23 protein-coding genes are annotated in these 23,383 nt (G+C 40.5%); 9 read left to right on the forward strand and 14 right to left on the reverse strand.

What is annotated here, in order from left to right:
- Positions 1 to 273 precede the first annotated feature (273 nt).
- Positions 274 to 1,569: a YHYH protein gene (locus tag CWB60_RS08015; RefSeq protein WP_249318366.1), complete on the forward strand. Its 1,296-nt coding sequence runs from the start codon at positions 274 to 276 to the stop codon at positions 1,567 to 1,569.
- 435 nt (positions 1,570 to 2,004) lie between these two features.
- Positions 2,005 to 2,772, forward strand: a complete 768-nt coding sequence (locus CWB60_RS08020) for a DUF6515 family protein (protein ID WP_138578474.1) — start codon at positions 2,005 to 2,007, stop codon at positions 2,770 to 2,772.
- A 31-nt stretch (positions 2,773 to 2,803) separates the two neighbouring features.
- Here CWB60_RS08020 and CWB60_RS08025 read toward each other — a convergent pair whose 3' ends face one another.
- Positions 2,804 to 3,277 (reverse strand): VOC family protein, encoded by a 474-nt coding sequence (locus tag CWB60_RS08025; RefSeq protein WP_004588872.1) that lies wholly within the window; start codon positions 3,275 to 3,277, stop codon positions 2,804 to 2,806.
- A gap of 170 nt (positions 3,278 to 3,447) precedes the next feature.
- On the opposite strand from CWB60_RS08025, the gene CWB60_RS08030 reads away from it, so the two are divergent.
- On the forward strand, positions 3,448 to 4,464 hold the full coding sequence (locus CWB60_RS08030) for a substrate-binding domain-containing protein (RefSeq protein WP_121637923.1): 1,017 nt from the start codon (positions 3,448 to 3,450) through the stop codon (positions 4,462 to 4,464).
- Between the two features lie 65 nt (positions 4,465 to 4,529).
- On the opposite strand, the gene CWB60_RS08035 is transcribed toward CWB60_RS08030, so the two are convergent.
- From CWB60_RS08035 to CWB60_RS08045, 3 genes are all read right to left on the reverse strand, one after another.
- Entirely contained in the window at positions 4,530 to 5,000 is a 471-nt protein-coding gene (locus tag CWB60_RS08035) for a GFA family protein (protein WP_054982811.1), read from the reverse strand.
- Positions 5,001 to 5,106: 106 nt separating this feature from the next.
- Positions 5,107 to 7,179 carry a catalase gene (locus CWB60_RS08040; protein ID WP_138578472.1) on the reverse strand — a complete coding sequence of 691 codons (2,073 nt, stop codon included), beginning with the start codon at positions 7,177 to 7,179 and terminating at the stop codon, positions 5,107 to 5,109.
- A 230-nt stretch (positions 7,180 to 7,409) separates the two neighbouring features.
- Entirely contained in the window at positions 7,410 to 8,243 is an 834-nt protein-coding gene (locus CWB60_RS08045; RefSeq protein ID WP_004589490.1) for a mechanosensitive ion channel family protein, read from the reverse strand.
- A 248-nt stretch (positions 8,244 to 8,491) separates the two neighbouring features.
- On the opposite strand from CWB60_RS08045, the gene CWB60_RS08050 reads away from it, so the two are divergent.
- Positions 8,492 to 8,878: a hypothetical protein gene (locus tag CWB60_RS08050; protein ID WP_064386431.1), complete on the forward strand. Its 387-nt coding sequence runs from the start codon at positions 8,492 to 8,494 to the stop codon at positions 8,876 to 8,878.
- Between the two features lie 272 nt (positions 8,879 to 9,150).
- On the forward strand, positions 9,151 to 9,930 hold the full coding sequence (locus tag CWB60_RS08055) for a DUF2189 domain-containing protein (protein ID WP_004589488.1): 780 nt from the start codon (positions 9,151 to 9,153) through the stop codon (positions 9,928 to 9,930).
- An 89-nt stretch (positions 9,931 to 10,019) separates the two neighbouring features.
- Here the strand turns inward: CWB60_RS08055 and CWB60_RS08060 are convergent, their stop codons facing one another.
- A complete protein-coding gene (locus CWB60_RS08060) occupies positions 10,020 to 10,799 on the reverse strand; it encodes a nucleoside-binding protein (protein ID WP_138578470.1) in 780 nt (259 codons plus the stop codon).
- Positions 10,800 to 11,408: 609 nt separating this feature from the next.
- Here CWB60_RS08060 and dps point away from each other — a divergent pair.
- A complete protein-coding gene (gene dps, locus CWB60_RS08065) occupies positions 11,409 to 11,924 on the forward strand; it encodes a DNA starvation/stationary phase protection protein Dps (RefSeq protein WP_029772918.1) in 516 nt (171 codons plus the stop codon).
- A 249-nt stretch (positions 11,925 to 12,173) separates the two neighbouring features.
- Here the strand turns inward: dps and CWB60_RS08070 are convergent, their stop codons facing one another.
- Positions 12,174 to 13,541, reverse strand: coding sequence for an alkaline phosphatase PhoX (locus CWB60_RS08070; protein WP_138578468.1), 1,368 nt, complete (start codon positions 13,539 to 13,541; stop codon positions 12,174 to 12,176).
- A 206-nt stretch (positions 13,542 to 13,747) separates the two neighbouring features.
- Here CWB60_RS08070 and CWB60_RS08075 point away from each other — a divergent pair, with 206 nt between their 5' ends.
- Complete coding sequence (locus CWB60_RS08075) at positions 13,748 to 14,896, forward strand: PA0049 C-terminal domain-containing protein (RefSeq protein ID WP_138578466.1); 1,149 nt, start codon at positions 13,748 to 13,750, stop codon at positions 14,894 to 14,896.
- A gap of 66 nt (positions 14,897 to 14,962) precedes the next feature.
- Here CWB60_RS08075 and CWB60_RS08080 read toward each other — a convergent pair whose 3' ends face one another.
- From CWB60_RS08080 to CWB60_RS08095, 4 genes are all read right to left on the reverse strand, one after another.
- Positions 14,963 to 15,640, reverse strand: a complete 678-nt coding sequence (locus CWB60_RS08080) for a glutathione S-transferase family protein (RefSeq protein ID WP_138578464.1) — start codon at positions 15,638 to 15,640, stop codon at positions 14,963 to 14,965.
- Positions 15,641 to 15,709: 69 nt separating this feature from the next.
- Positions 15,710 to 16,351 (reverse strand): hypothetical protein, encoded by a 642-nt coding sequence (locus CWB60_RS08085; RefSeq protein WP_138578462.1) that lies wholly within the window; start codon positions 16,349 to 16,351, stop codon positions 15,710 to 15,712.
- 15 nt (positions 16,352 to 16,366) lie between these two features.
- Positions 16,367 to 17,176 carry an NERD domain-containing protein gene (locus CWB60_RS08090; protein ID WP_138578460.1) on the reverse strand — a complete coding sequence of 270 codons (810 nt, stop codon included), beginning with the start codon at positions 17,174 to 17,176 and terminating at the stop codon, positions 16,367 to 16,369.
- A gap of 119 nt (positions 17,177 to 17,295) precedes the next feature.
- Positions 17,296 to 17,886 (reverse strand): acyl carrier protein phosphodiesterase, encoded by a 591-nt coding sequence (locus CWB60_RS08095; RefSeq protein WP_138578458.1) that lies wholly within the window; start codon positions 17,884 to 17,886, stop codon positions 17,296 to 17,298.
- A 311-nt stretch (positions 17,887 to 18,197) separates the two neighbouring features.
- Here CWB60_RS08095 and CWB60_RS08100 point away from each other — a divergent pair, with 311 nt between their 5' ends.
- On the forward strand, positions 18,198 to 19,526 hold the full coding sequence (locus tag CWB60_RS08100) for a sodium/glutamate symporter (protein ID WP_138578456.1): 1,329 nt from the start codon (positions 18,198 to 18,200) through the stop codon (positions 19,524 to 19,526).
- 78 nt (positions 19,527 to 19,604) lie between these two features.
- Here the strand turns inward: CWB60_RS08100 and CWB60_RS08105 are convergent, their stop codons facing one another.
- Together CWB60_RS08105 and sodC are read right to left on the reverse strand one after the other, a co-directional pair.
- Entirely contained in the window at positions 19,605 to 19,838 is a 234-nt protein-coding gene (locus CWB60_RS08105; protein WP_138578454.1) for a ChaB family protein, read from the reverse strand.
- A 14-nt stretch (positions 19,839 to 19,852) separates the two neighbouring features.
- The gene (gene sodC / locus CWB60_RS08110) at positions 19,853 to 20,422 is read right to left on the reverse strand and encodes a superoxide dismutase family protein (protein WP_095206637.1); all 570 of its coding nucleotides are present in this window, start codon (positions 20,420 to 20,422) and stop codon (positions 19,853 to 19,855) included.
- A 507-nt stretch (positions 20,423 to 20,929) separates the two neighbouring features.
- On the opposite strand from sodC, the gene CWB60_RS08115 reads away from it, so the two are divergent.
- On the forward strand, positions 20,930 to 21,175 hold the full coding sequence (locus tag CWB60_RS08115) for a DUF4235 domain-containing protein (RefSeq protein WP_004587585.1): 246 nt from the start codon (positions 20,930 to 20,932) through the stop codon (positions 21,173 to 21,175).
- Between the two features lie 88 nt (positions 21,176 to 21,263).
- Here CWB60_RS08115 and CWB60_RS08120 read toward each other — a convergent pair whose 3' ends face one another.
- Together CWB60_RS08120 and CWB60_RS08125 are read right to left on the reverse strand one after the other, a co-directional pair.
- Positions 21,264 to 21,758, reverse strand: coding sequence for a hypothetical protein (locus CWB60_RS08120; protein ID WP_004587586.1), 495 nt, complete (start codon positions 21,756 to 21,758; stop codon positions 21,264 to 21,266).
- A 212-nt stretch (positions 21,759 to 21,970) separates the two neighbouring features.
- Entirely contained in the window at positions 21,971 to 23,203 is a 1,233-nt protein-coding gene (locus CWB60_RS08125; protein ID WP_138578452.1) for a Vgb family protein, read from the reverse strand.
- Positions 23,204 to 23,383 lie beyond the last annotated feature (180 nt).

A 23,383-nucleotide genomic window follows, 5' to 3' on the forward strand; every position in this document is an offset into this window, starting at 1 on the left:
CAAACCTAGGTTTGTGCTTTTTGCGCTTTAAATATATGGAGCTTTATTGGTAAACCTTGGGCAAGTAAAAACAGCAGTTGCTAACTTGTACTTTTATACTTCGTATTTAATCGTGTAAGTTTATTAAATAACTTAATAACAACTCCCAATAATGTTAATTAAAAGCTAGCCATGCATCTCAAACATATCATTATCTCTTTTAAAACTTTCATTTTATTTGCACAATTTATTGCCATACTAAAACCTTCGTATATAAATCGTTTTGGGGTAAGTATGAGAACAATTAAACGAAGTCGTTTAAAAGCGCCTAGCGTTAACACTACAAAAACTAAGCTCGCATTTTGCCTGCTTAGTGCCACGGTACTTTTAACTGCATGTGGCGAGCAGATAAAAAGCGAAAGTACACCTGCCTCCCCAGAAGCTAAAAGCGCTAAAAACACGCTTATTAATACCAATGATTTTAATATTAAAGCCATGGTAAAGCTGCCACAAACTGTAGAGTGCACGCTTGAAAACGGCCTACAAACTCAGTGTGCTCAAGTGGTTTTAAAATATCAGCCAGACAATATTGAAGTCGGCCCTTTTTGCCCAGAAACACTCGACGACGTAGGTGGAATTTGGGATTGGGATGGCACCGATGCGGGGCTATATAGGTTAGATAAAGCATTTTTAAACATGCTTAACGAGCAAGGGTTTACCTTTTACGATGAAGACGGCAAAGTGCATATTGTTGATAACGCGACCATTCGCCCAACCGTTGATCATGCATGTATTAATGTATCGGTAGATAAAAGCGTAGAAATTACCGCCCTTTTACCACTGCACCCTGTTATGTCTGAGCAATCAACAGCGTTGGGCACTGTATCTAAAGTGGGTATAGCGCTTGCGGGTGTGCCTATTTTTTCGGATGCGCCAAGTGTGCAACATACTGGGCATTTACCCGCGCTTGATACGTGCGCAGGTCATATTGATCCGGGCGGTTGGTACCACTACCACGGCACCGCTAGTGATATAGACAGCGTATATAAACACGAACATGTAAACGCTAACTGTAATAATTTAACGCAAAAGCCAAGCGCCCTATTTGGTTATGGCTTTGATGGCTACCCAATTTACGGAAGCCAAGAAATTGATGGTACATCCCCAACCGAGCTTGATAGCTGTAATGGCCACACAGGCCCCGTGGGTGAAAGCGGCATAGTTACTTACCACTACCATGCAAGTAATACATTCCCTAACTTACCTAAATGCTTAAAAGGTGTGGTTGCACAAAACAACTTTATGACCACAGCACAAGCAGGTGTAGGGGCTAAGCCACCTGAAGGCACTAAAATATCTCGCCATGAACCACCAGGTGGTGGCGGTCCAAAAGCGGGTGGCCCTAACGACGGCATGTCGCCACCGGGGTTTGCTGAGGCAGCTAACAAACTAGGCGTTAGCGAAAAAGTGCTTATGCAAGCAATGCAAAAAGCCGGCGGCCCTAATGCCGATTTAACGGTTGTAGCAAAGGCACTTAACGTAACACCGGAGCAACTAAAAGCAGCCCTACCCGAAAAACCTAAACGCTAATTAACCTGAACTCTGGTTAGAGATTTACTAACATATTGAACCATAATGATATTTAAGTTTATTTTCTAGCCAGAAACTTTCAGTGAAAATAAGGCAAATTTACGCGTCAATAGCTGGCCTATTGCAAATAAATTAAGCGCGGTTAGCACTGAAAATAGCTGCTCGAGATAGATTTATTATCCAATAATTCAGGCTAATTATAAATTACGGCAAGTGTTAAAAGCACTTGCCGTAACAATTAGTTACGCAACTTATAGCCTATAAAAGTTCCTAAAATCGTCAAAAATGTGAGAAAACGTTGGCTTGTGTCAAGAACAGTAAACGTTAGTAAAAAGCTGTAAACACGCCCCTGTTATCGGTTACATGTCAGTTACCATTCAGTTTAAAGCGCTAGTATTGAACCCAGTTATGTAACAACATACACGAGGCACTAGTATGGAACTGACTCAATTACTCCCTGCTCTACTTGCCATAAGTGCAGTATCTGGCGCTGCATATGCAGCACCCAATGAGCGAGAACACGCAAAAAGTTTTAATAATGAGCGCGCAAAACGCATCGAATACAAACGAGATGAGCGCCGCGATGACAAAAAACAGCGTATAGAATATAAAAAAAACGACCGTAAAGAGCGCAAACAAGCCAAACGCGAGCACCGCAAAGAGCAAAAGCGCAAAGTTGCCCATTACAAACAGCAGCAACGCACTCGTAATTATTTTAAACATAATCGCCACAACGTAGTGACCTACCGGCCTGGGCATTATTTTAATCATTTACCGCGCAATAGTGCTTCAATCAGATTTAATGGCATTACGTTTACATTTAGTGATGGTATTTACTACAGAAAAGCAAAAAGAGGCTACCACGTAGTTAAGCCACCAAGAGGCTTAAGAATACGCTCTCTACCAAGGCATTATTCACACTTTAAACGCCATAATACCACTTACTATGCCTACCAAAATGTATATTACGTGGCAGATAATAATGGCTATAGAGTAGTTGATGAGCCTAAAATAGTAGTTAATCAGGCTATTAAGGTAGGCAGTGCTAAAAATTATGATTTAGGGCAAACCTACGACACCCTCCCTATTTCGGCAGAGGCAGTCACGATTAACGATCAACAATATTTTAAGTACCAAGATATTTATTTTTTACCGCAAATAAACGGTGACGAAATAAAATATTTAGCGATAAATTTAGGGTAAACAATTTAGCTCAAACGCAGGGCAAGTTGCGCTAAGCATCTTGCTCTTTTGACATTAAGTCGGCCATTCGTTGGTTAATTTCTTGCTCACTTAAATCTTCTTTATGGGTGCCTATGGTCCAAATATGCCCGAATGGGTCTTGTAGGGTGCCGGCTCTATCACCGTAAAACTGGTCGTGCACTGGGCGTACTTCTGTAGCGCCAAGTTCAATTGCCTTTTTAAATACGCTGTCTACATCTTCTACGTAAAGCATTAAACTTACCGGTGTGCCACCAAGTGCATTGGGGCTTTTAAATGACTCGTCCGGGCATGAGTCCGAAATCATAATATGGGAGTCGCCAATTATAATTTCAGCATGGGCTATACCGCCCTCTGGTAGCGGCATTTGCATTACTAACTGCGCATTAAATGCATCACGATAAAAACAAATAGCTTGCTGAGCACCTTCTATAATTAAGTACGGTGTTACCGAACTAAACCCTTTGGGAATTGCTGAAACAGTCATAACGCTCTCCATTATTTTTTATGGGTGTATGTATTTAGCCTATAGGTTAAAAACACTTCTTTCAACGTGTTAACTCATTTAAGTCACTATAATTAAATTAGCCAATTTGTGGTCAATAACTATACTAGCTGTAATATATATCTTACTTTTATTTGCTTAGGACTTTTATAATGTTAGCTAAAATTAGCCTAGCCGCTAAAAAGTATAAAGTTCTGAAGTATTTAGTTTTAAGCTGGTGTGCTTTATTTGCCCACCAAAGCGTGGCTAAAGTTGTGATTGCCATTGTAGGTAAAACAAAAAACGACTCTTTTTATCAGCAAGCCTTTAAAGGCTGTTTGCAATTTAGCAATGAGCACCCTGAAATAGAATGCAAGTACGATGGACCAAAAGACTTTCAAGACATTCGTAGCCAATCTATGGTCATTAATAGGTTAGTTGACCAAGAAATAGATGGGTTAATCGTAGCAACAACCGATTCTCAGCATTTGGTCACTCGTTCATTAATGGCGCTTAAAAGTAAAAACATTCCTGTTATAACGTTTGATTCTGACCTGCTAGAAAAACACCAACAGTACCGCCTAGCCTACGTAGGCAGTAACAACTTCGACTTTGGCGTTGCCTTAGGCGAGCAAGTAAAAAAACTGACCAACAAAGCAAATAATACGCTTTGCATGCAGTCGGGGCACCATACAACCCCTAATTTAAACAAGCGTATTGCAGGGGTTAGGTATGCGCTGTCGGATCAAGCGACAGCGCACCTATCAGGTAAAAACGGCTGGCGCGAACATAGTCGCTGCCCCTTATTTAGCTTAGGTAAGCGCGAAGAGTCACTAAAGCAGTTAATGCATTTATTAAAAATGGACAACCCACCCATTTTTTTAGCTGTGGCGGGGTTTGCACAATTTAACCCTCATTACGTAAATGCCTTAGCGCCTTTTAAGCAACGTATTGCCGATAAAGACATTATTATTGTTTCTGCCGATACAGAAGAAATACAGCTCAATGTGTTAAGCAGAGGTCTCTCTTCGGCTAACATAGGGCAAAACCCTTTTGAAATGGGCCGCTTGAGCACCAAGCTAATGCACGACTACATTTTATATAATAAAAAGCCTGCGCAATCTCACTACTACACCGACTTTCATTACTGTACACAAAGTAACGCCTCACAGTGCACTGTTAATCATTAAAATTTTACCCAGTTACTGGGAGTTATGCCCTTTTAAGTACGACGCAGTGCACTTTAGCCAGCGTATTATTGCTCTAAGTTTAAGCGTTGGTGCCACGCTGCAATGCTTTCATCGGGGTATTCATCAAACTGTTTATCATTCTTTTGGATATGCGGGGTAACCCAATTGGCCTTACTAGCAAGCATTAAATGGGTGTGCTCTGGCGGTACGGGTAATTCGCTGTCTATTGCACCAGCAAAGGGATGAACTTGCTCAGGCCATCGCGAATCATATAACCACAAGTTACTGCTGCAGTGTTTACAAAAATGGCGCTCAGCGGGGCTGGTTTTATCACCCACTTTGGCATGATAAATAGTAATATGCTCACGCCCTGTAACCTCAAGCGTGCTGTATTGTGCGTTCAAGTTTATAACAAACCCGCCACTGCCGGCCGTTTTACGACAAATAGAGCAGTAACATAAGTTATAAGGATAAGGGTGTTTAGAGCTCACACTAAACGTTACTTTGCCACAGTGGCAAGCGCCTTTAAGCTTCATAATAAATCCAATTAGTTACTGTTTAGAGTTAATACCATAACCAGTTAGCCATAAAAAAACCACACCCTTTACAGGGTGTGGTTATTATTTGCTAAAGCGTTTTGTTCTAACGCTGCCAAAATCTTAAATTGCGCAATGTTTCAATAAATTTATCTGCAGAGTGCATGTTTAAATCTATCCAACCATCGTCGGCTTTACCATCAAGCCCTGCGGCTTCAAATAATGCCATAGCATCTTTTGTGTAGCCTATGTATTTCATGTGCGCGAACGCATCGCTCACAAAGTCTTTTGCCTCAGGGATACCAGCAAGCTTCTTAGCGCCCTCTTGCGTTGCAAGTACCATCACCGCATCGTAAAGCACCGAAGGGCCGCCATTGATTACTTGATCCGCTGCTACATGCTTACCTTTACTGCAACATGCACCACCTACTTGTGCGGCAACAATTTCGTAGTTAGCACCTTCAGCGTCTAAGGCATTTGTAACCGAATTAAAAATATCAGCATCAAAGCCATCGCTCACTAAAATACCTAACTTACGACCTTTAAAGGTATCTGGCGCATTTTTTAAAATACTTAGCGCATCTGATACAGGTAAATCGTTACGCGTTGGCATAGCAGCTTCAGCCGGCCCTGGCATATCTTGCAGGCGCAGGCCTTTTGCAACTTCTTGCGCTAATGTGTTATCTACATTTAATAAGTGCGAAACCACACGCTCACGAATCGGCACATGCTCTACTTTTGAAAGCTCAAATACAAACGCATATTGAATGTGCGCTTGCTCTACGTCTGTTTGGCTTAAGTAAAATTGGCGCGCTTGGCTGTAGTGATCGCTAAATGTTTCTGAGCGATAACGCAGCTTATCTCCACCGCTTACTTCTGGCTCGCTTGAGCTTTTAAAGCCATGCACTGGGCATTCGCGGGGGTTATGCTCATCGCCGCTCCATGAGTTTGGCTCGTAGTTAGCACGCCCTTTAGGGTTATGCATTGCCATGTGGCCATCTTGTTGAAAATGACGCATTGGGCATTTAGGCGCATTAACCGGAATATGCGTAAAATTAGGACCGCCTAAGCGTTTGGTTTGAGTATCTAAATACGAAAAGTTACGCCCTTGCAGTAATGGGTCAGGTGTAAAATCAAGCCCAGGTACAATGTTTTGAGTACAAAAAGCAACTTGCTCTGTTTCGGCAAAAAAGTTATCAACTACACGGTCAAGCACCATGCGGCCCACAATTTTTACGGGTACTTGCTCTTCAGGTATAAGCTTGGTGGCATCAAAAACATCAAATTCAAATTCATCAGCAAATTGCTGATCAAACACTTGTACACCCAGCTCCCACTCTGGGAAGTCGCCTTTACCAATAGATTCCCACATGTCTCGACGATGAAAATCAGGGTCTGCACCATTAAGTTTAAGTGCTTCGTTCCACACTACTGACTGCATACCGGCTTTTGGTTTCCAATGAAACTTAACAAATTTTTCATCGCCATTTGCATTAATAAATTTAAAGGTATGAACACCAAAGCCTTCCATAAAGCGTAAAGAGCGCGGTATCGCTCTATCTGACATGGCCCACATAATCATATGAATTGACTCAGGCGATAAACTTACAAAGTCCCAAAAGTTATCGTGCGCGGTTTGCGCTTGTGGAAAACCACGGTCTGGTTCAGCCTTAGCTGAGTGAATTAAATCAGGAAACTTCATCGCATCCTGAATAAAAAATACAGGTATGTTGTTACCCACTAAATCCCAGTTTCCTTCTTGGGTGTAAAATTTAACAGCAAACCCGCGAACATCACGTGCTAAATCGGGAGACCCTTTATTCCCTGCAACAGTTGAGAACCGTGCAAATACCGGTGTTTTTTCACCTTTGCGCTGAAAAATATCAGCACAGGTTAAATCTTCAAGCGTGTCGTAGGTTTCAAAATAACCATGAGCACCGTAGCCTCTGGCATGTACCACACGCTCTGGAATGCGTTCGTGATCAAAGTGAAACAGCTTTTCGCGCATTACATGATCTTCTAATAAACCTGGGCCGCGCTTGCCTGCACGTAATGAGTTTTGATCGTCGCTAACAGGGCACCCTTGCGCGGTGGTCATCGTTGGGTATTCATCAGAAGCCTTTTGATGTAATTCGCCACCATGCCCTTTATTGCCTGAGTATTTAAATGATTCAGCCATGTTTAGTCCTTCATACAATTTGATTTAATGGGTCGATAGTTTTTATGGGCTTTAAATTAAAAGCGACTATGCAAATGCAAAATAAAGACCAGCCATCCAACCTAGTAAAAAAAGGGCTATACAGACAAAAAAGTAGTATTTGAGGTAATTTATAAAAGAAAAAATTACACAGGCGTGTAACTTTTTCAGACAAAAAAAGAGCACTTAAAAAGTGCTCTTAGGCTTAAGCCTTAATCTTTATTCTCGTTAACTAAAATAACTTTACGATGTGGGAATGGAATTTCGATATTGTTTTCATCAAGGGCTTTTTTAATCAGCTCTGGCACCGTGTATAAAATTTCGAAGTAGTGCTCGCCTTTACAAAAAGGTCTTACTAAAAAGTCTACCGAGCTGTTGTTTAGTGTTTCTACTTCAACAAAAGGAGCAGGGTCTTTTAGTATGTGTGGGTGAGCCTCAAGCACGCTATCAATAACTTTGCGAACAGCGTCGGTGTTTTCATCGTATGCCACACCAAAGTGCATATCTACGCCACGAATAGGGTGATGCGAGTGATTAATAATTTGCGCTCCCCAAATTTGGCTATTTGGGATAATAACTTGCTGATTATCGAACGTTTGCAAAATAGTTGTAAACATATCAACCTCGGTAACTTTACCAAAGCGCCCTGCGGCTTCAATAAAGTCGTTTACTTTGTAAGGTCTAAATATAAGTAACATTACACCTGCAGCTAAGTTAGACATAGCACCTTGCAGCGCTAACCCAATAGCTAAACCTGCCGCACCTAATAGCGCAATTATTGAAGCTGTTTGCACACCAAAGCGGTTTAACACGGCAATAAATACAAACGCTAAAATAACATAGCGCGCCATACTGCCTAAAAAGCGAAACAGCGTGTCATCAAAGTGAGTGTATTTATGGCATAAACTAATAATCATATTGCGCACTTTACCCGCAAGCCATAAGCCTATTAGTAATATAACAATTGCCATTAGAATATTTGTTGCCCACATTACTGCTGCCGGCAAATACTGATTTACATCAATATTATTTATTATCTCATCCATTTTATTGTTCCTGTTAGACTGGTTGTAAATACAAAAGCATACAAAACACTTTATATTAACTTTTTATTAACCTGCCTACGAGTTTTATATTGTATTTTTATATAAAGCAGCTCTATTACGTTTTAAATTTAAATAATCCTTTAATACAAATTACCTCTGGTTTTAAAAAGTAAATTTACCGATAATTGCACCTGTAAATCTCGTGTAGCAGTTAGGTTACTGCTCGCTAAATATTAAAAAGGACTATTATGAAAAAACATTCCCTTCTACTTATGGCCTCCGCACTTACCTTCTTTGTAGGCTGCACAACAACTGTCCCAGTTAAAAATTTTGAGGACCATCCAATTCCAAAAATTTCTTCAACGAATAGCGATCTTCAACAGATCGAAAAAGGGATAGTTAAAGCCTGTATAAAACTAGGGTGGGAGTGTACACCTGAATCTGCAGGAGTAATTAATGGTGTTTTGAACATTAGAACTCACCAACTAACAGTTGCAATTAACTTCGATGAAACTGCTTATAGTGTTAGTTACGTTAGCTCTAAAAACCTTAATTACAATGGCAAAAAAATTCACCGTCAGTATGTAAATTGGGTCACAAACTTAATACGTCACATCGACGCTGAAATGATCTAACTTATTATTGTTTACGGTTGTAGCCTACCTACTTGGGCTACAATAATTCTTTAATTTAGACATGACACAAAATAAACCGACTACTTATTGAACAATTCAAGTTTTTCATTCGTATAGCTTTACCTATAAACAAAAAAATTAAGTTATTGATAACCAATAATTAAAAATTTCTCTTTAATTATTCAATCTCTAATTTTACTCAGCCCTTACATTTGTAAATAAAGCCAATGTGTTCTAAACCTTTAAGAGACACCTTGTTAAGGAGCGTTGTTATGCCAACAACAAATACGATTAATAAACACTCTGAATTTGCCCGCTGCATTGAATGCAATAAGGTAAACACATTTGCGGCTTTTCACTGGCTAGCACTGGCATTTAAAGACATGACCCGTGCGCCCATATTGAGCCTTATTTACGGGGTAATATTTACCCTTATTCCTGTTGCTATTGTTTACTGGGCAATGTTTACAGGTACATATTTAGTAATACTGCCTGCAACCGTGGCGTTTGCATTAATAGGCCCAGCCTTTGCGGCAGGCCTTTACGATGTAGCATGGGAGCTTGAAAAAGGTCATAAACCCACACTTAGCCACTCTATAAAGTCGATGTTTAGAAACCCAGTAGGCGAATGGGGCTTTGCAATAATGCTAATGGTTATCATGATTGCTTGGATGCGTTTAGCCGCGCTTGTGCATGCTTTATATCCTAGCCACGCCAATCCCACCTTTGAAGAGTTATCGGCGTTTTTAACGTTAGGCAGCATAATAGGAGGGGTATTACTGGTGACTGTATTTTCGCTTTCTGCTTTTGCTCCACAAATAATGATGGAGCGCCGAGTAGATATTATGACCGCTGTAATAAGCTCTATGAACGCTGTAAAAACTAACTTTGCCGCTATGGTGGTATGGTCAATTTGTATATTTTTATTGGTAGCTGTTGGTTTTGCTACCGGCGCCACGGGCTTTATTGTAATTATGCCTTTGCTTAGTTACGCCAGTTGGCATGCTTATATTGCAGTTATTAAAACCAAAAAACCTCGTGGTTACGAGTAACAACCAACCACTTAAAGTTCCAACCACACTGACTAAAAATAGCGCCAAAAGGCGCTATTTTTTTATCAGCCTAGCAAAGCAAGCTGTGCTTAAAATACCCAAATAGCATGTAAAAAGGGCTGGTTTTCTATTTTATTAGTCCCTAACTTGTTGTACCAATAGCGCCACTCTACCCCTACCATTAACTGCTGCGGGTTTAAATTAAAGTTTTGCCCTACATCCCAATGCACAGCGGGTTGAGCAAGCAACCACTCATTAACTTTATTGCCTAGTTCGTCATCACGTCCAGAAATATATTCTACGTGGCCGGTAAAATAAAATGCTTGGCTAGCTAGTGTAAAAGGTGCACCCCATGCAAGGTCTATAAAAATGCTGTTGTCTTGCTTGGCTAGCTGATCTTTTTGCACGCCGCCGTTGGCATCAATGTAACCTGCAAATGTAGTTGTTAAAAAATCAAAACCTGGGGCATCCCAGCTGAGCTTGATGCCTGGGGTATATTTCATTAACCCCTCTTCACCGGCGTTTATACCAAACACTAAACCTGTGTCTTTTATTGCACCATAACGCACAGAGGTATCAAAGGCTTTTGATAAGCTAAGTGTTGTGTACCACTCGCCATATATACCCGTATCTTGAAAACCATCACTAAGGCTGTCGTTTAAAAAGTCGATAAAAAAGTAGTTATCACCTAAGTCATGCTCTGAGGCATGCTCTATGGTGTAGGTGCGTGTAAATGACGACTCCCCGGTAAAGGGATTTAAGGCATCGCCAAAATTTGTGTGAAGCTGTGTGACGCTCCAATTTGCTGCTAGTGCTGAGTGAGACAAAAGCAGTATAGATGTTGTAAACAGTGTTTTTAAAAAATTCATGATTTATTTACATAACCCCAATTAAAATGCGGCGGGAGTATATCAGTGAGCATTCACCAACTAAAGAGATTAAATAAGTACAAAGGCTGATTTTTAAAATCTAAGCAGTAAAGCCCAGTAGCGCGACTTTAAAAGAGCAGCGTTAGCCCTGTATAAAACACCTGAATTAATCATTACGCAGGTAATAAATAAGCACCTTTATATTTTGTATACCCTTGCTTAGCTTATTTACTGGGTTTTATTTAGAGGTTGTAGCGCATGCAATATTAAGGTGAGCTTTAAAGGCAATTTAATAACGGCGTGAATTGTAAGGCTAAGCACATTAGGTAGCTGTATTACACAGACTATGCCTTATTGAGCATAAACAAATTTCAACTCTTTCGATAAACAGCCATAGTTTTTTACTACTGTGCACAATTTACAAAAATAAGTGCATAAAATTCATATTCTATGTCTCTCCTTTTTTAACCCTACGTACCCAATGAAAATAAAACATTAAATATCAACAACTTAAGTAAGCAAACTTGGTAGGCATAGGCTTTGCTTCATGTATTGCAAGTTAAATGGTAGCAATGGCTACATACAACAAATTACACAACGGGAGACATTATGAGTAACTCACAACACCCAATTGAATTTACAGCCCCAGGTATGGATAACGAATCAGCAAAAAAAACAATTGAAACACTCGATAACCGACTCGTAGCGCTTTTAGACTTACAACTTACTTTAAAGCATATTCACTGGAATGTAGTAGGCCCAAGCTTTATTGGTGTGCATGAAATGTTAGACCCACAAGTCGATGCTATTCGCGAAATGACCGACACCATCGCAGAGCGGATTGCTACATTAGGCGGTACGCCACAAGGTACACCTAAGTCAATTGTAGATCGCCGCACATGGGAAGAATACTCATTAGGTAAAGCCTTTGTAGTAGAGCATTTAGGTGCATTAGACAAAGTATACAGTGGCGTAAACGCCGACCACCGCAAAGCCATTGGCACGCTGTCTGACTTAGACCCAGTATCAGAAGATATGATCACTAGCCAGCTAGGTGACTTAGAACAGTTTCAATGGTTTGTACGTGCACACATTGAATCGTCTGCAGGTAAACTAAATCATTAATTTATTACCCACTTTGCCATACAAGGAGTGTTAATAAGAGTTAAAGGACTAGTAAAGATACAAGGATACGTTACATAAGTAGGTACAGGATGAAGTGCAAACTACAAGGACCCGTTGCTTATTACATAAAGGATGTAGTAAATGCACCAAGGATGATCAAAGCTTGCTAACGGATTTGGTAAACCTACAAGGATTGTTAAAATGCAAACGCTTAGCATACCTATACTAAGCGTTTGCATTTTTACCACTTTAAAGCTTAAAACTATCCCAAGGACCAGTAATAGCCAACGTTTTAGTTGGCATGTATACGTTTACAAACAAGGTTTGCCCGTCAGGTGAAAAACACGCCCCAGCAAGCTCTGTTTGCGCATGCAATTTAGCAAAGTTATACACCTCTCCTTTAGGTGTTACTCCGCGTAAATGGTTATTCACCGTGTCTGTGTATTGATCCTCACATACAATTAAATGCCCGTTAGGTGCTACCGTTAAATTATCACCAAAGTTGTATAACGACTCGTTTGTACTTTCTACAAATAGTTGTATTTTACCAGGCTCATTTTGCTCTAACTCAGTGCCTTCGTTTTTTGAAGGTGTGTACTTCATTACCTGACCTAACTGCTTTTTGCCCCCATTAGTACAGCAAAAATAAAGCTCATTTTTACCCCAATGTATTCCCTCTCCTCTTGCAAATAAGGCTGCACCTTTTTTATAACCTTGCTTACGTAGGTCATCATTTGGGCTTTTAGGGTCTGTGAGCGTTATCCATTCAACTAAAAGGTCGCTGTGTAATGGCATGGCTGGTGAATCCCAATTTCGGCTATCAAACTGAGGCTGGTTTTTAATTACCATCGCTTGCAATGTGCCGCCTTTATTTAACTTATCGCGATGATGAGGAATAAACCGATAAAACAAACTATCGCCTCTATCTTCAGTTAAATAAACAATACCAGTTTGTGGGTCTATTGCTGCGGCTTCATGATTAAAGCGGCCCATATCATATAATGGCTCAGGCTTAATTAAGCCTTTGGCGCTGGCTGGTACTTCAAAAATGTAGCCGTGAGATTGAGACAAGCCATCGCTTTTATCCATAACGGTTTCTTCGCAGGTTAGCCAACTGCCCCACGGCGTTACACCGCCTGAGCAGTTTCTTATTGTGCCACACAGCGATAAATACTCTTGCTCGCGCTTTTGCTCTTTTACGTTATAAATTATATGGCTAGTGCCCCCAGGCAAAGCTACACCATTTTTAAATGAATCATAGGCTAAGGGGGTTTTGTGATTACTAATTAAATCAGACGCTTTATTAATGTGTTTAGGTTGTAACTCATGGTTACGTATAAGGGCTACGCGCTCGTTATCTAATGCAATACAACCCATGCCATCGGCACGGTCGGGTACGTCTAAACCATCATCCATTTTATCGCCAAGTGCCGATATAACCCGATAACTAAAGCCTTTAGGTAAATCTAATAAGGCCTGAGGGTCGGCTATTAATGGGCCATAAGCTGGCAACTTAGTCGTTACTTCAGGTAAAGCAACGTTACCCATTGCGCTGCGCGATAAGCCAATAAACGCAAGCGAGCCTGCACTAAATAAAAACTCTCTTCTAGAAACCATTATTTTATACCCGTGTTTTTTATTAAATCTATAGTAAAGGAAATAACCCGCTAGAAGTGCGGCGCTTTGCTAAATTCATCAAAATGTAATAATGTAACATTCCATCCGTATCAGATATCAGTTAATTCAACTTTAAATAATTGCCCTCACTGTTTAATAGTAGGATAGTAAGTTACTCAAATAACAACGGCTTAATTAGGAGTATCATGATCAAAGTATTACTAGCAACCAGCTTAATTGCCTCTTCATTCGCAGCTTTAAGTAATCCACTCACCGTTGAAGAACAACGCATCAGCAAAGCACAAACAGCTATGCCCACTGTGTTAAACGCCTTTAATAAAGAAGTAACCACCTTTGAGCAACAGTTTAAAGCGCTCAATAACTTTAAAGAGGCAAAGCAGCTCATTCAAACCTATAGTTTTGAGCTGTGGGAAAGCGCTAAGCAACGCATTATTAAAACTAACAATTACGACGACCGAGCACTTTACTGGGCGCGCTTGCTTTCAAGCAAAATAATACGTACAACCGCAGCTAACGTTGAGCTATCTGACGCGCAAATAAATACGCTGCTAAGCATGCTTGAAGAGGGCAGCCGAGGCCGCACCGATTTAGCTTTTTCATCAGGCAGTGATAAAAAAATTATACTTACCGGATTTGACCCTTTTTTACTCGACAAAAATATCAACCAAAGTAACCCATCTGGGGTCGCCGCATTGTTACTCGACGGCCAAGTTATTAATTACAATGGCGTTAGCGCCGAAATTAACACGGTTATGGTACCAGTACGCTACGAAGACTTTGACCAAGGTATAATAGAATCACTCCTTGCCCCCTACTACGCACTTAATAACGTCGACATGGTTGTAACGGTTAGCATGGGCAGAACCGAGTTTGATTTAGAGCACTTTCCTGGTAAACGCCGCAGCGTAACCGCGCCAGATAACGCCAATATTGTCTACGGTGGTACGCAAACAAGCCCTGTTATACCCAAGCTAAATGGCCGCCCACTACCTGGTAATGAGTTTGTAAAATTTAGCCTACCAGTAAGCGCCATGCAAAACGCCAAAGGCCCATATAAAGTAATCGACAACCGCGAAGTAACTACACTTAATAAAACCTTTAAAGCCGGCTCATACGGCGCGCTTAAAAACAGTGTTGCGGTAAATGGCGGCGGAGGTGGTTATTTGTCTAACGAAATATCGTATCGTAGTATTCGCCTGCGTGACGCGCTAAATTCGAGCATTCCTACTGGGCATATCCATACCCCGCGTATTCAACAATTTGAACCCGAAACAGAAGCCAACATAGTTAAACAAATTAAAGCAATGCTCACGCAAAGCTTAGTGGCATTATAATAAAGCTAAGCAATTAATATGCATAAAAAAAGGGCAATATTAATTGCCCTTTTTTACTTTTGCGCGTTAGCTCTTCGGGTAGTTAGATGGGAAAAACGCACGTTTAGCTTCTTCATCAAACTCTTTTTTAAAGGCGACATCGGTGCCAATTTTGCGTGCACGCGCAACCGCTGGCCGGCTATCAATGCTTTCAAACCAACGTTTTAAATTAGGGTATGGCGCTAGGCCTTCTTCTCCAAGTACTACTGGCGCTTTATCAATCCAACCCCAAGCAGATACATCAGCAATGGTGTATTCATCACCCACTATAAAGTCGCGACCTTCAAGGTGTGCATCAAGCACTTCGTAATGGCGCTGCGCCTCACGCAAGTAGCGATTAACGGCGTAATCAAGCCCTTCAGGCGCCATGTGTCTAAAGTGTACACTTTGCCCCGAATACGGCCCAAGGCCCGATGCTATAAACATTAACCATGAAAGCATTTCGGCGCGATTCTCTGGCTTACCTGCTAACTTACCGTGTTTTTCACTTAGGTACATTAATATAGCGTTCGAATCAAACACACGTGTTTCACCATCAACAATGGCAGGTGCTTTTGCATTAGGATTGATGGCTTTAAACTCAGCTGTGTGTTGCTCACCTTTTAAGGTATCAAGTGGCACAAGTTCAAACGGTAGGCCTGTTTCTTCTAAAAACAAAGCAACCTTCATTGGGTTAGGTGTATGGTGAAAATAAAATTTGATCATAAAACGCTCCTAAAAGTAGTAGCTACAATTAAACCACAACTTGAGCAGTCGTTCAAATAACAAAAATAATTAGCTAAAGTACTTAACCAAACAGCTCACTTGTATTAACCCTGCACCAATATAAGCAAATATAAAACGCGCTTCTTCTTGTGCCTTTTTAATAAATGCCACGGCAAAAGTAACTACAATAATAATTACACTTAATGCTAAGCCATATAAAAAAGAGCCACAAAAGTGAGGTAAAACAGCAAGTAAACACGCAATAATTACTGCGCCATAAAAAGCTACAGGCATACGAACGTTAAACAATATTCCAAGCAATGCAGTTATAAACGCAGACGCATACAAAATTACAACCTCCCTAGGCCACGCGTAACTTAGTGGATGTTTAAAATTAAAGTTTGTAGAGTTTAAACTAGTAACCGCAGACGAAGTCGCGTGTATAAAAATACTAACTAATAAAGCGCCGATAAAAAATGCAGCAAATGCCGAAACAGCACCACCGCCTGTATACCCTGCTTTCTCTTTTTCTATCACTATAACCACAACACTCAGTGCCGCACTAAGCTGAAACCATTGCCAGTAATCGTTACTAAAAAGAGGGATTGCTGCAAAGCCAATAACGGGAACTAATATTTTGGCTTCTTCGTTTTTGTGTAATAAATAAAAAGCCATAATAGCTATATAAAACAGTGCCGTTACATCAGGCATAAAATCTACTTCCTTTTAAATTTCAACACTATTTCTACATTTAGGGAATGCACTACAGCCAAAGAACGTATTTCCTATATTAGTACCTTTCTTTGCTTTACGTAGTACCATTTTCTCACCGCAACGTGAGCATATCTGAGTTTCTGAGCGTTCTTTTTTTGGCGCCTGCTTATGTTCAATAATTGTTTTTACATGGCTTACATGTTGGCGATTTGTTTTAAAACTTGGCTTTAATTTTCCGCTTTCAATTGTATTTACTATATCGTTTTTAGTATTAGCACTAAGTACTCGCTCGGTTTTACTTTTAATGTACTCAATACCGCCGCGTGCAAACCTAACATTTTCAGGTAGTTTAGTTTTAAATGTGCTGTCGCCAATAAAAATAATAACCGAAAATAATGCGTTACTGTTTATACCTAAACACGACTCAAGTGTTTTTAAATGCTTGTAGTTTTGATGCAGGGGGTTTTGAAATTTTGATGAGTGTTTAAAAATTTTTTGTGTCCACATTTTTTGATTCGCTGAACCAAAAATCCAACCTTTCATGTTTTTAGTTTCCACCACAAACACACCAAACTCAGACACAATAATATGATCAATTTGCGTAGTACCATTTTCGATGCCGTTTTCAAAAGTAGGCAGCGTCACATTTTTAATTAACGTGTAATCTGCCTTATTTAAAAACAGTTTAATTAGCACATTAACTTGCCACTCTCCTATCGCTCCTTTAAACCAAGGTGTTTTAAAAACCCCAATACAAATAAACAGCGGTATAAAATACCAAAGCTGGCCTAATAACGTGGCCAAAATCGTAGAAAAATCCATATTTAGTTAATCCTTTAAGCTATACAAATGGCATAATAGAGCCGCGAAATTTAACAAAAATAAACTAGCAGTACACGTAATAATGCACGTTCAATATTAAACACATTTAAGCATTGTTTTTAATACGCCCTTTCTAAGGCATGTTCATTAACATGTTCAATTAACTCAGGGAAAAATGCTAAAAATACCGATTCTAACTCATGGTAGTTTTGCGCTATATCCTCAGCGGAACCTGCAAAGTTATTAGTAAAACGAATGCGTTTGGCTATGTTATCAAGCGCAAGCCCTACCCCTTCTATAGTTTCGTATTCTTTAAACCAATCGTTTGTAGTCATGCTGGTTACAACATGCTGCATGCGCGCTGGCATAACCGCTATGCGCTCATTTAAAAGTGCGTAGCTGCTGCGTTTAAAATCATATAAAGGGTGTTTATTAAATTGCTGCCAATGCCTAATTAAAAAGTGATCAAACAGCACGTCAATCGCTACGCCCGCAAAGCGCTTTCGCTCGGGCGAAAAGTACTGTTTAGTGGTTTTTACTAACGGGTGTGAGTCGGTAAATTTATCCACTAAGTAATGGTTTTCTAGTGCACTTTTAACGCTATTGGGCAGGTATTCAGCGTGCCTGCGTCCACCAAAATCACCTAATAAATTGCCAAAGTGTGAATCGGCAGTTGGTTGTGCAAAGTAAAGGTGAGCTAAATAATTCAACGTAATCCCAATGGGTTTAAACAAACTTAATTTTGCCAAATAGTAACGCACATTTAAGCGAAACTCACACGAGTGTTTAGCGCTCTCCCTGTGTAATTACCTAAAACTTTAGTTTGAAAATTATACAAACACTCTGTAAAGCCGTTGCACTCAATTCAGCATTAAATATTTAAAATAGAATTATCAATAACTTAAAATTTAAAAATCGCTGGAATATATATTGCTACTTAGCGTATTTAGCACTCAAACATGTATAGCTCTTTTTATTAGTGAGTAGTTTAAAGGAGCATAAAACATAGGTTAAATCAGTTATGGATATAGCTATATTTTTTAAGTCGTTACTACTACTGGCCTTTTTTTTAACGCTAGGTAATTTAATTAAGTACACATTTTTAAAGGGCTTAATTGTGCCCTCATCGTTAATTGCTGGCGTATTAGCTCTTTTATTAGGGCCACAATTACTTGGTGAGTATATTAATTTGTCGCTCCAAGGCACTAATTTATGGATAGATGAAAAGGTCACAAGCATATGGAAGGAGTTACCTGGGTATTTAATTGTAGTGGTGTTTGCAGGTTTATTTTTAGGTAAAAAAATACCTACAATTAAACAATCGCTAAACCAAAGCCTACCCAATTTAAGCTTTGGCTACAGCATTGCCATAGGCCAATATGTTGTGGGTATGATCACGGCATTATTAGTACTTGCCCCTTTATTTGATACCAACGAAGTTGCCGGCGCACTCATTGCGGTGGGATTTCAGGGCGGGCATGGCACCGTAGCTGGCTTGCAATCCACTTTTGAAAGTATCGATTTTGCAAAAGGTATGGACTTGGGGTTAGGTATAGCAACAATAGGCCTTATAAGCGCCATCGTGTTAGGGACTATTATGTCTAACCGCACCGATGGGGGCGACCAAGAACTTGAAATTAGCCACGACGAAAAAGTAGAAGTAAAAGACCGCCCGTTTGGACTGCACTTTGCTATTTTAGGCACGGTTGTTATTGTTGCTTGGCTTATTCTTAATGGCTTACAAGTAGCTGAAAAAAGCCTTTTTGCCGATTCATCGGTAAAAATACTTGAGTACATGCCTTTATTCCCCATTGCGATGATGGTGGGTTTAGTGGTGCAAATAGTGCTTAATAAATCAGGCATGGGTAACTTAATTAGTCACTATCAAATAAACCTGCTTTCTAACCTCTCCCTCGATTTACTAATAATTGCCGCACTGGGTGCGCTTAACTTATCGGTACTTGCTAAATATTGGCAAAGTATTTTAATTTTAGGCGCAGTGGGGGTTGCCTATAGCGCAGCTATTTACTTTTTCTTTGGTGGGTGGTTTTTCCCAAAGGATTGGAAAGTGAGAGGAATTGGCGAGCTTGGGCAATCTATGGGCACTACGGCGGTTGGGCTGTTAATGCTAAAACAGGCTACCTCAAACCCAAGCGAGCATATTCGCCCCTTTAGTTACAAACAACCACTTTATGAGCCTGTGGTTGGCGGCGGTATTGTTACTGCCCTTGCACTTCCTGCCATTGCTAATTTTGGGCCGTGGGCATTTACTATTATGATGGCGGTTATATTAGCCTGTGTAGTGGGTGGTTTTGCCTTTTATAAACGCCGCAAACACAAAAGCGAGTAGCCTAATTGCGCTATAAAAAAGCCGCTACAAATTTTGTAGCGGCTTTTTTATGCATTGTTTTTTTACTTGTACAAGTAACTAATTACTCGACTTAACCCAGTTGCCATTATCATTTTTACTGTAGCTATTTTTAACCGCAGACCAAGCCACTTTATGCGCTGTGGTTTCGCGGTCGTCGTCGCTTTTTCTATCGCTTGGGTCCTCGTAGGTATCCCACGCGCTATTAAACGCCTCTTGATATATCTCTTGGGCATGTTTAGGTAAGTTACTTTTTACTGAATCCGGTAACTCGTTTGTGTTTTGATAAGGCATAAATAATCTCCGTATTACTTAATTACGCCGCACGCAACACGTTTACCGCCACCACCTAATTTTTTGGGTTCGTCGGCATAATTGTCGCCCCCTTTGTGGATCATCACTGCGTGTTGTTTAAGCTGCTCAAGCTTGAGTCTTGGCGCTAAAACAGGCGATTTAGCTTCGCCGCGCTCATTTACAAATAACGCAGGTAAATCGCCTAAGTGGCCATTACTCCACGGTTCATCATGGTGTTTAGCGCTGTTAGGGTCAAAGTGCCCACCAGCAGCACCGGCCGGTACAACTTTACCGTTTTTTTGCTTTGGCTCGCAGCTAGCATATTGATGAACATGAAAGCCATGCTGCCCAGGCGTTAAGCCTTTAAGCGCTGGGGTAAATACCACCCCGTGCTCATTTTCTGTCAGTGTAACGGTGCCAAGTAACTCACCTTGCCCCGACTTACTTACTGCATGCATATCAACATCTACATTCGCCAATGCGCTATTTTGTAGCATTGCAGCGGTAATTAATATGGCGCAAGCTGGTTTAAAAATACGTGCTACGCTTTTTTTAGCGGTTGAATCAAACTGTAAACAATTCATCGTGATCTCCTCATGTAGTATCAGGTTTGTAAATAACGCGACTGCTCAGTTATTAGGTACAATCTCTATACCAAGCTCACTGTAGGCAAAAAATTTCACCTGCGCTAAACGTAACGCATTGATTAAAAATAAAATAAACAAAGCTAGATAATTAACCACTACACATACTTAAAATTTACTGCGTGTTTTTGCTTAAACGCTATACAAAAACTAGTGCAAATTTACAAAAGAAATGACAACTTTACAGGCTTAACACGCCCACCCGCCTAATACTAAGTACCGCTCAAAACGGGTAAAAAAGCAGCTTAAACACTTAATAGTGCATTAACTAATACCGCGCTAAGCCAATAGCACAGCGCGTTTAATCAAAATACGCGCCTATGCACACGCTAAAATAAACCACGCTCACAACGCCTACTGCGCTATCGGTATACTAATTGCTGAACATACTAGTGTTATTAAACGGGTTATAGATGACCCTATCGCTATTAAACAATCGAGGGAATTATGAGTAACAAGCAACTAATTAAAACACTTGGTATAGGCCTAGCCGCCGCATCAGCTGGCATGCTAACCAGAAAAAGTTTACAAAAGTCGTGGGAAAAGGTAACCAACGAGCCCGCCCCAAAAGACAAGCCGAGCGAGCATACAGATCTTAAAGAAGCCGTTACATGGGCGGTGGTATCTGGCATTGGTGCAGGCGTGGCAAGAATGGCCGTACATTATGTGCTCGACAAACGTAAATCTAAGTAAGCCAATAGCTACTCAAGTGCAACGTAAAAAAGCATAAAAAAAGGTGAAACTAAGTTTCACCTTTTTTATTACTTTAAACTAATTAGCTTTACGCGGTAGACACACTACTCGCGCCTGCATTTTTAAGTATTTCTTCAATCGCGCTTTTGTTATCGCTGTCGTACTTAACACCAATTAATATAGAGCCTTTTTCAATGGCGTCTTCGTAAAATTTAACTTCGTGCTCAGGAATAAACGCCCCAATAGCTGCGCCTAAACTTCCGCCAACGGCAGCACCAGCGCCGCCCGCTGCAAATGCAGCCACTAATGGACCTGCTACTAATAAACCTGTACCACCGGTTGCCACGGTACCTACGGCAGTAAAACCGCCAACAATTGCAGCTATAATACCACCAGACGCTGCACCAACAATGCCGCCTTCAGCCGCTTTGGTTCCCTCGTCTAAGGCAAAGTCTTCCTTTGCGTATGAGTCATTGGCTACAATGCTTATATCAGCTTCATTAATACCTAATGCTTCTAATCTATAAATAGCCAGTGTTGCTTGTGATGCGCTTTCAAATAACCCAGTAATAACCGTGCTCATAATAACTCCTTTATTTATTTAAAAAATACAGCTATTACTAAGCAAAACCTAAACCACTTAATTTATTACTATTAATCAATAAGTTAAATCACAAACCCAAACTACTGCTTTCATTTACACAGTAAATATTGCTAACCGTTGTAAAAAACTCCTACCACATAAATAAATACACTAACGCTTAGCGCTTTTATATAACGCGTTAATAAACTCAATTACTTAGACCACGTAATTTCGGCTAATTGATTAGTAGCCGTTTGATGAATAATCAAGCCGTTATTGCCCATACGCATGTGCCTAATTAAGCCAGAGTAAACCCCTTCTTTACTCGGAATTTGCCAGCTTTGCATGGTTTGAGTTTTTAAATCAAACCTAACCAGCGTTTCGGGGCGCTTAGCCGACTCATTAAACCAAATAGCATTATCGGCATATTCAATGGCATACGGGTGGCTGTGTTCGCCGCTGGGGTTATCCCACTGCGTTATTTTACCGTTTTTGGGGTTATAGCGGCCAAGTTTACCCATGCCAGAGTTTACATAAAACACCATATCATCAGGCGTAATGGTAAGGCGCCTAGTATGTGTTTTAGCACCTGGGAGTTTTATTTCGCTAAGCTCCATGGTGTTTTTATCAACTTTAACCAAACAGTTACTGCCATTACACGATACCCACGGCGTCCCGCTAGAATCAAGCTTTATACCATAAGGCCGCGAGCTTTTAGTGGGTAAAGTAGCCAGTTTAATATCGCCGCTTTTAGGGTTTAGCCTGCCAATCATGTTGCTGTGCTGCAGGGTAAACCAAAATATGCCCGCATCATCAAACACGCCTGTATGCGGGTCACGGGCGTTTTTATCAGGCATTTTATACACTTTAAATTTTTCGGTTTTTAAATCTAAATACCCAACCGTGCCATTTTTATTACCTAAAAACCAAGGGGTTTGGTTTTTATCAAGCGATACACTGTGCGCATACGTACCACCTGGCAAAGTGTACTCTTTCATTTCACCGGTTTTAGGGTTTAACCTACCTAAAATATTGCCCCACTGGCCAACCCACCAAATAAGCCCGTTTTCACCTTGCACAGGGTCGCGAGCGCGTTGCCCAAGCGTAGGCACTTGCCAGTATTTAAAGCTAAGTTTTAAATCGCCTTTAACCACCGTTGACTCGCGCTTAGTGTTAACAGGGTAATGCTTAGCCAAATACGCGCTAATATCTTTACTAAGCGCAGTACCCTCGCCGGTATCAACCATATAGCTTATGAGTGTTTGCCAATCCGCTTGGCTATAACCCGCACTGCGCTCAAGGTTGTTTAAACTATGGCAACTGGCACAAAGCTGCTCAACTAATACCCCAGGCTCGTTACTCAATACAGGTAACGGCGCAGCTAAAGCCCCTAGCGCAGCCATTGCAGCAAAGTGTTTATTAAATAAAAATCGATTTTTATGCATAACGCCCTCCCTTTTTTAATATTAAAGCATAGGGCGAAAGTGTTTACTATATGAGCACTTTTAGCTTTTAGCTTTTAGCTTTTAGCTTTTAGCTTTTAGCTTTTAGCTGAATAGTGTCGCTTTTATTTTAGTTTTTGTAATAGTAATTTAGGTACTTTATCCTACTTAAAAAACTAAACA

The organism is Pseudoalteromonas sp. S327, assembly GCF_005886415.1.
Classification (GTDB): domain Bacteria; phylum Pseudomonadota; class Gammaproteobacteria; order Enterobacterales; family Alteromonadaceae; genus Pseudoalteromonas; species Pseudoalteromonas atlantica.

Bases quoted from the DNA above. Each gene is read 5' to 3' on its own strand.
- CWB60_RS08015 (WP_249318366.1), top strand. From the start codon at position 274: ATGAGAACAATTAAACGAAGTCGTTTAAAAGCGCCTAGCGTTAACACT.
- CWB60_RS08020 (WP_138578474.1), top strand. From the start codon at position 2,005: ATGGAACTGACTCAATTACTCCCTGCTCTACTTGCCATAAGTGCAGTA.
- CWB60_RS08025 (WP_004588872.1), bottom strand. From the start codon at position 3,277: ATGACTGTTTCAGCAATTCCCAAAGGGTTTAGTTCGGTAACACCGTAC.
- CWB60_RS08030 (WP_121637923.1), top strand. From the start codon at position 3,448: ATGTTAGCTAAAATTAGCCTAGCCGCTAAAAAGTATAAAGTTCTGAAG.
- CWB60_RS08035 (WP_054982811.1), bottom strand. From the start codon at position 5,000: ATGAAGCTTAAAGGCGCTTGCCACTGTGGCAAAGTAACGTTTAGTGTG.
- CWB60_RS08040 (WP_138578472.1), bottom strand. From the start codon at position 7,179: ATGGCTGAATCATTTAAATACTCAGGCAATAAAGGGCATGGTGGCGAA.
- CWB60_RS08045 (WP_004589490.1), bottom strand. From the start codon at position 8,243: ATGGATGAGATAATAAATAATATTGATGTAAATCAGTATTTGCCGGCA.
- CWB60_RS08050 (WP_064386431.1), top strand. From the start codon at position 8,492: ATGAAAAAACATTCCCTTCTACTTATGGCCTCCGCACTTACCTTCTTT.
- CWB60_RS08055 (WP_004589488.1), top strand. From the start codon at position 9,151: ATGCCAACAACAAATACGATTAATAAACACTCTGAATTTGCCCGCTGC.
- CWB60_RS08060 (WP_138578470.1), bottom strand. From the start codon at position 10,799: ATGAATTTTTTAAAAACACTGTTTACAACATCTATACTGCTTTTGTCT.
- dps (WP_029772918.1), top strand. From the start codon at position 11,409: ATGAGTAACTCACAACACCCAATTGAATTTACAGCCCCAGGTATGGAT.
- CWB60_RS08070 (WP_138578468.1), bottom strand. From the start codon at position 13,541: ATGGTTTCTAGAAGAGAGTTTTTATTTAGTGCAGGCTCGCTTGCGTTT.
- CWB60_RS08075 (WP_138578466.1), top strand. From the start codon at position 13,748: ATGATCAAAGTATTACTAGCAACCAGCTTAATTGCCTCTTCATTCGCA.
- CWB60_RS08080 (WP_138578464.1), bottom strand. From the start codon at position 15,640: ATGATCAAATTTTATTTTCACCATACACCTAACCCAATGAAGGTTGCT.
- CWB60_RS08085 (WP_138578462.1), bottom strand. From the start codon at position 16,351: ATGCCTGATGTAACGGCACTGTTTTATATAGCTATTATGGCTTTTTAT.
- CWB60_RS08090 (WP_138578460.1), bottom strand. From the start codon at position 17,176: ATGGATTTTTCTACGATTTTGGCCACGTTATTAGGCCAGCTTTGGTAT.
- CWB60_RS08100 (WP_138578456.1), top strand. From the start codon at position 18,198: ATGGATATAGCTATATTTTTTAAGTCGTTACTACTACTGGCCTTTTTT.
- CWB60_RS08105 (WP_138578454.1), bottom strand. From the start codon at position 19,838: ATGCCTTATCAAAACACAAACGAGTTACCGGATTCAGTAAAAAGTAAC.
- sodC (WP_095206637.1), bottom strand. From the start codon at position 20,422: ATGAATTGTTTACAGTTTGATTCAACCGCTAAAAAAAGCGTAGCACGT.
- CWB60_RS08115 (WP_004587585.1), top strand. From the start codon at position 20,930: ATGAGTAACAAGCAACTAATTAAAACACTTGGTATAGGCCTAGCCGCC.
- CWB60_RS08120 (WP_004587586.1), bottom strand. From the start codon at position 21,758: ATGAGCACGGTTATTACTGGGTTATTTGAAAGCGCATCACAAGCAACA.
- CWB60_RS08125 (WP_138578452.1), bottom strand. From the start codon at position 23,203: ATGCATAAAAATCGATTTTTATTTAATAAACACTTTGCTGCAATGGCT.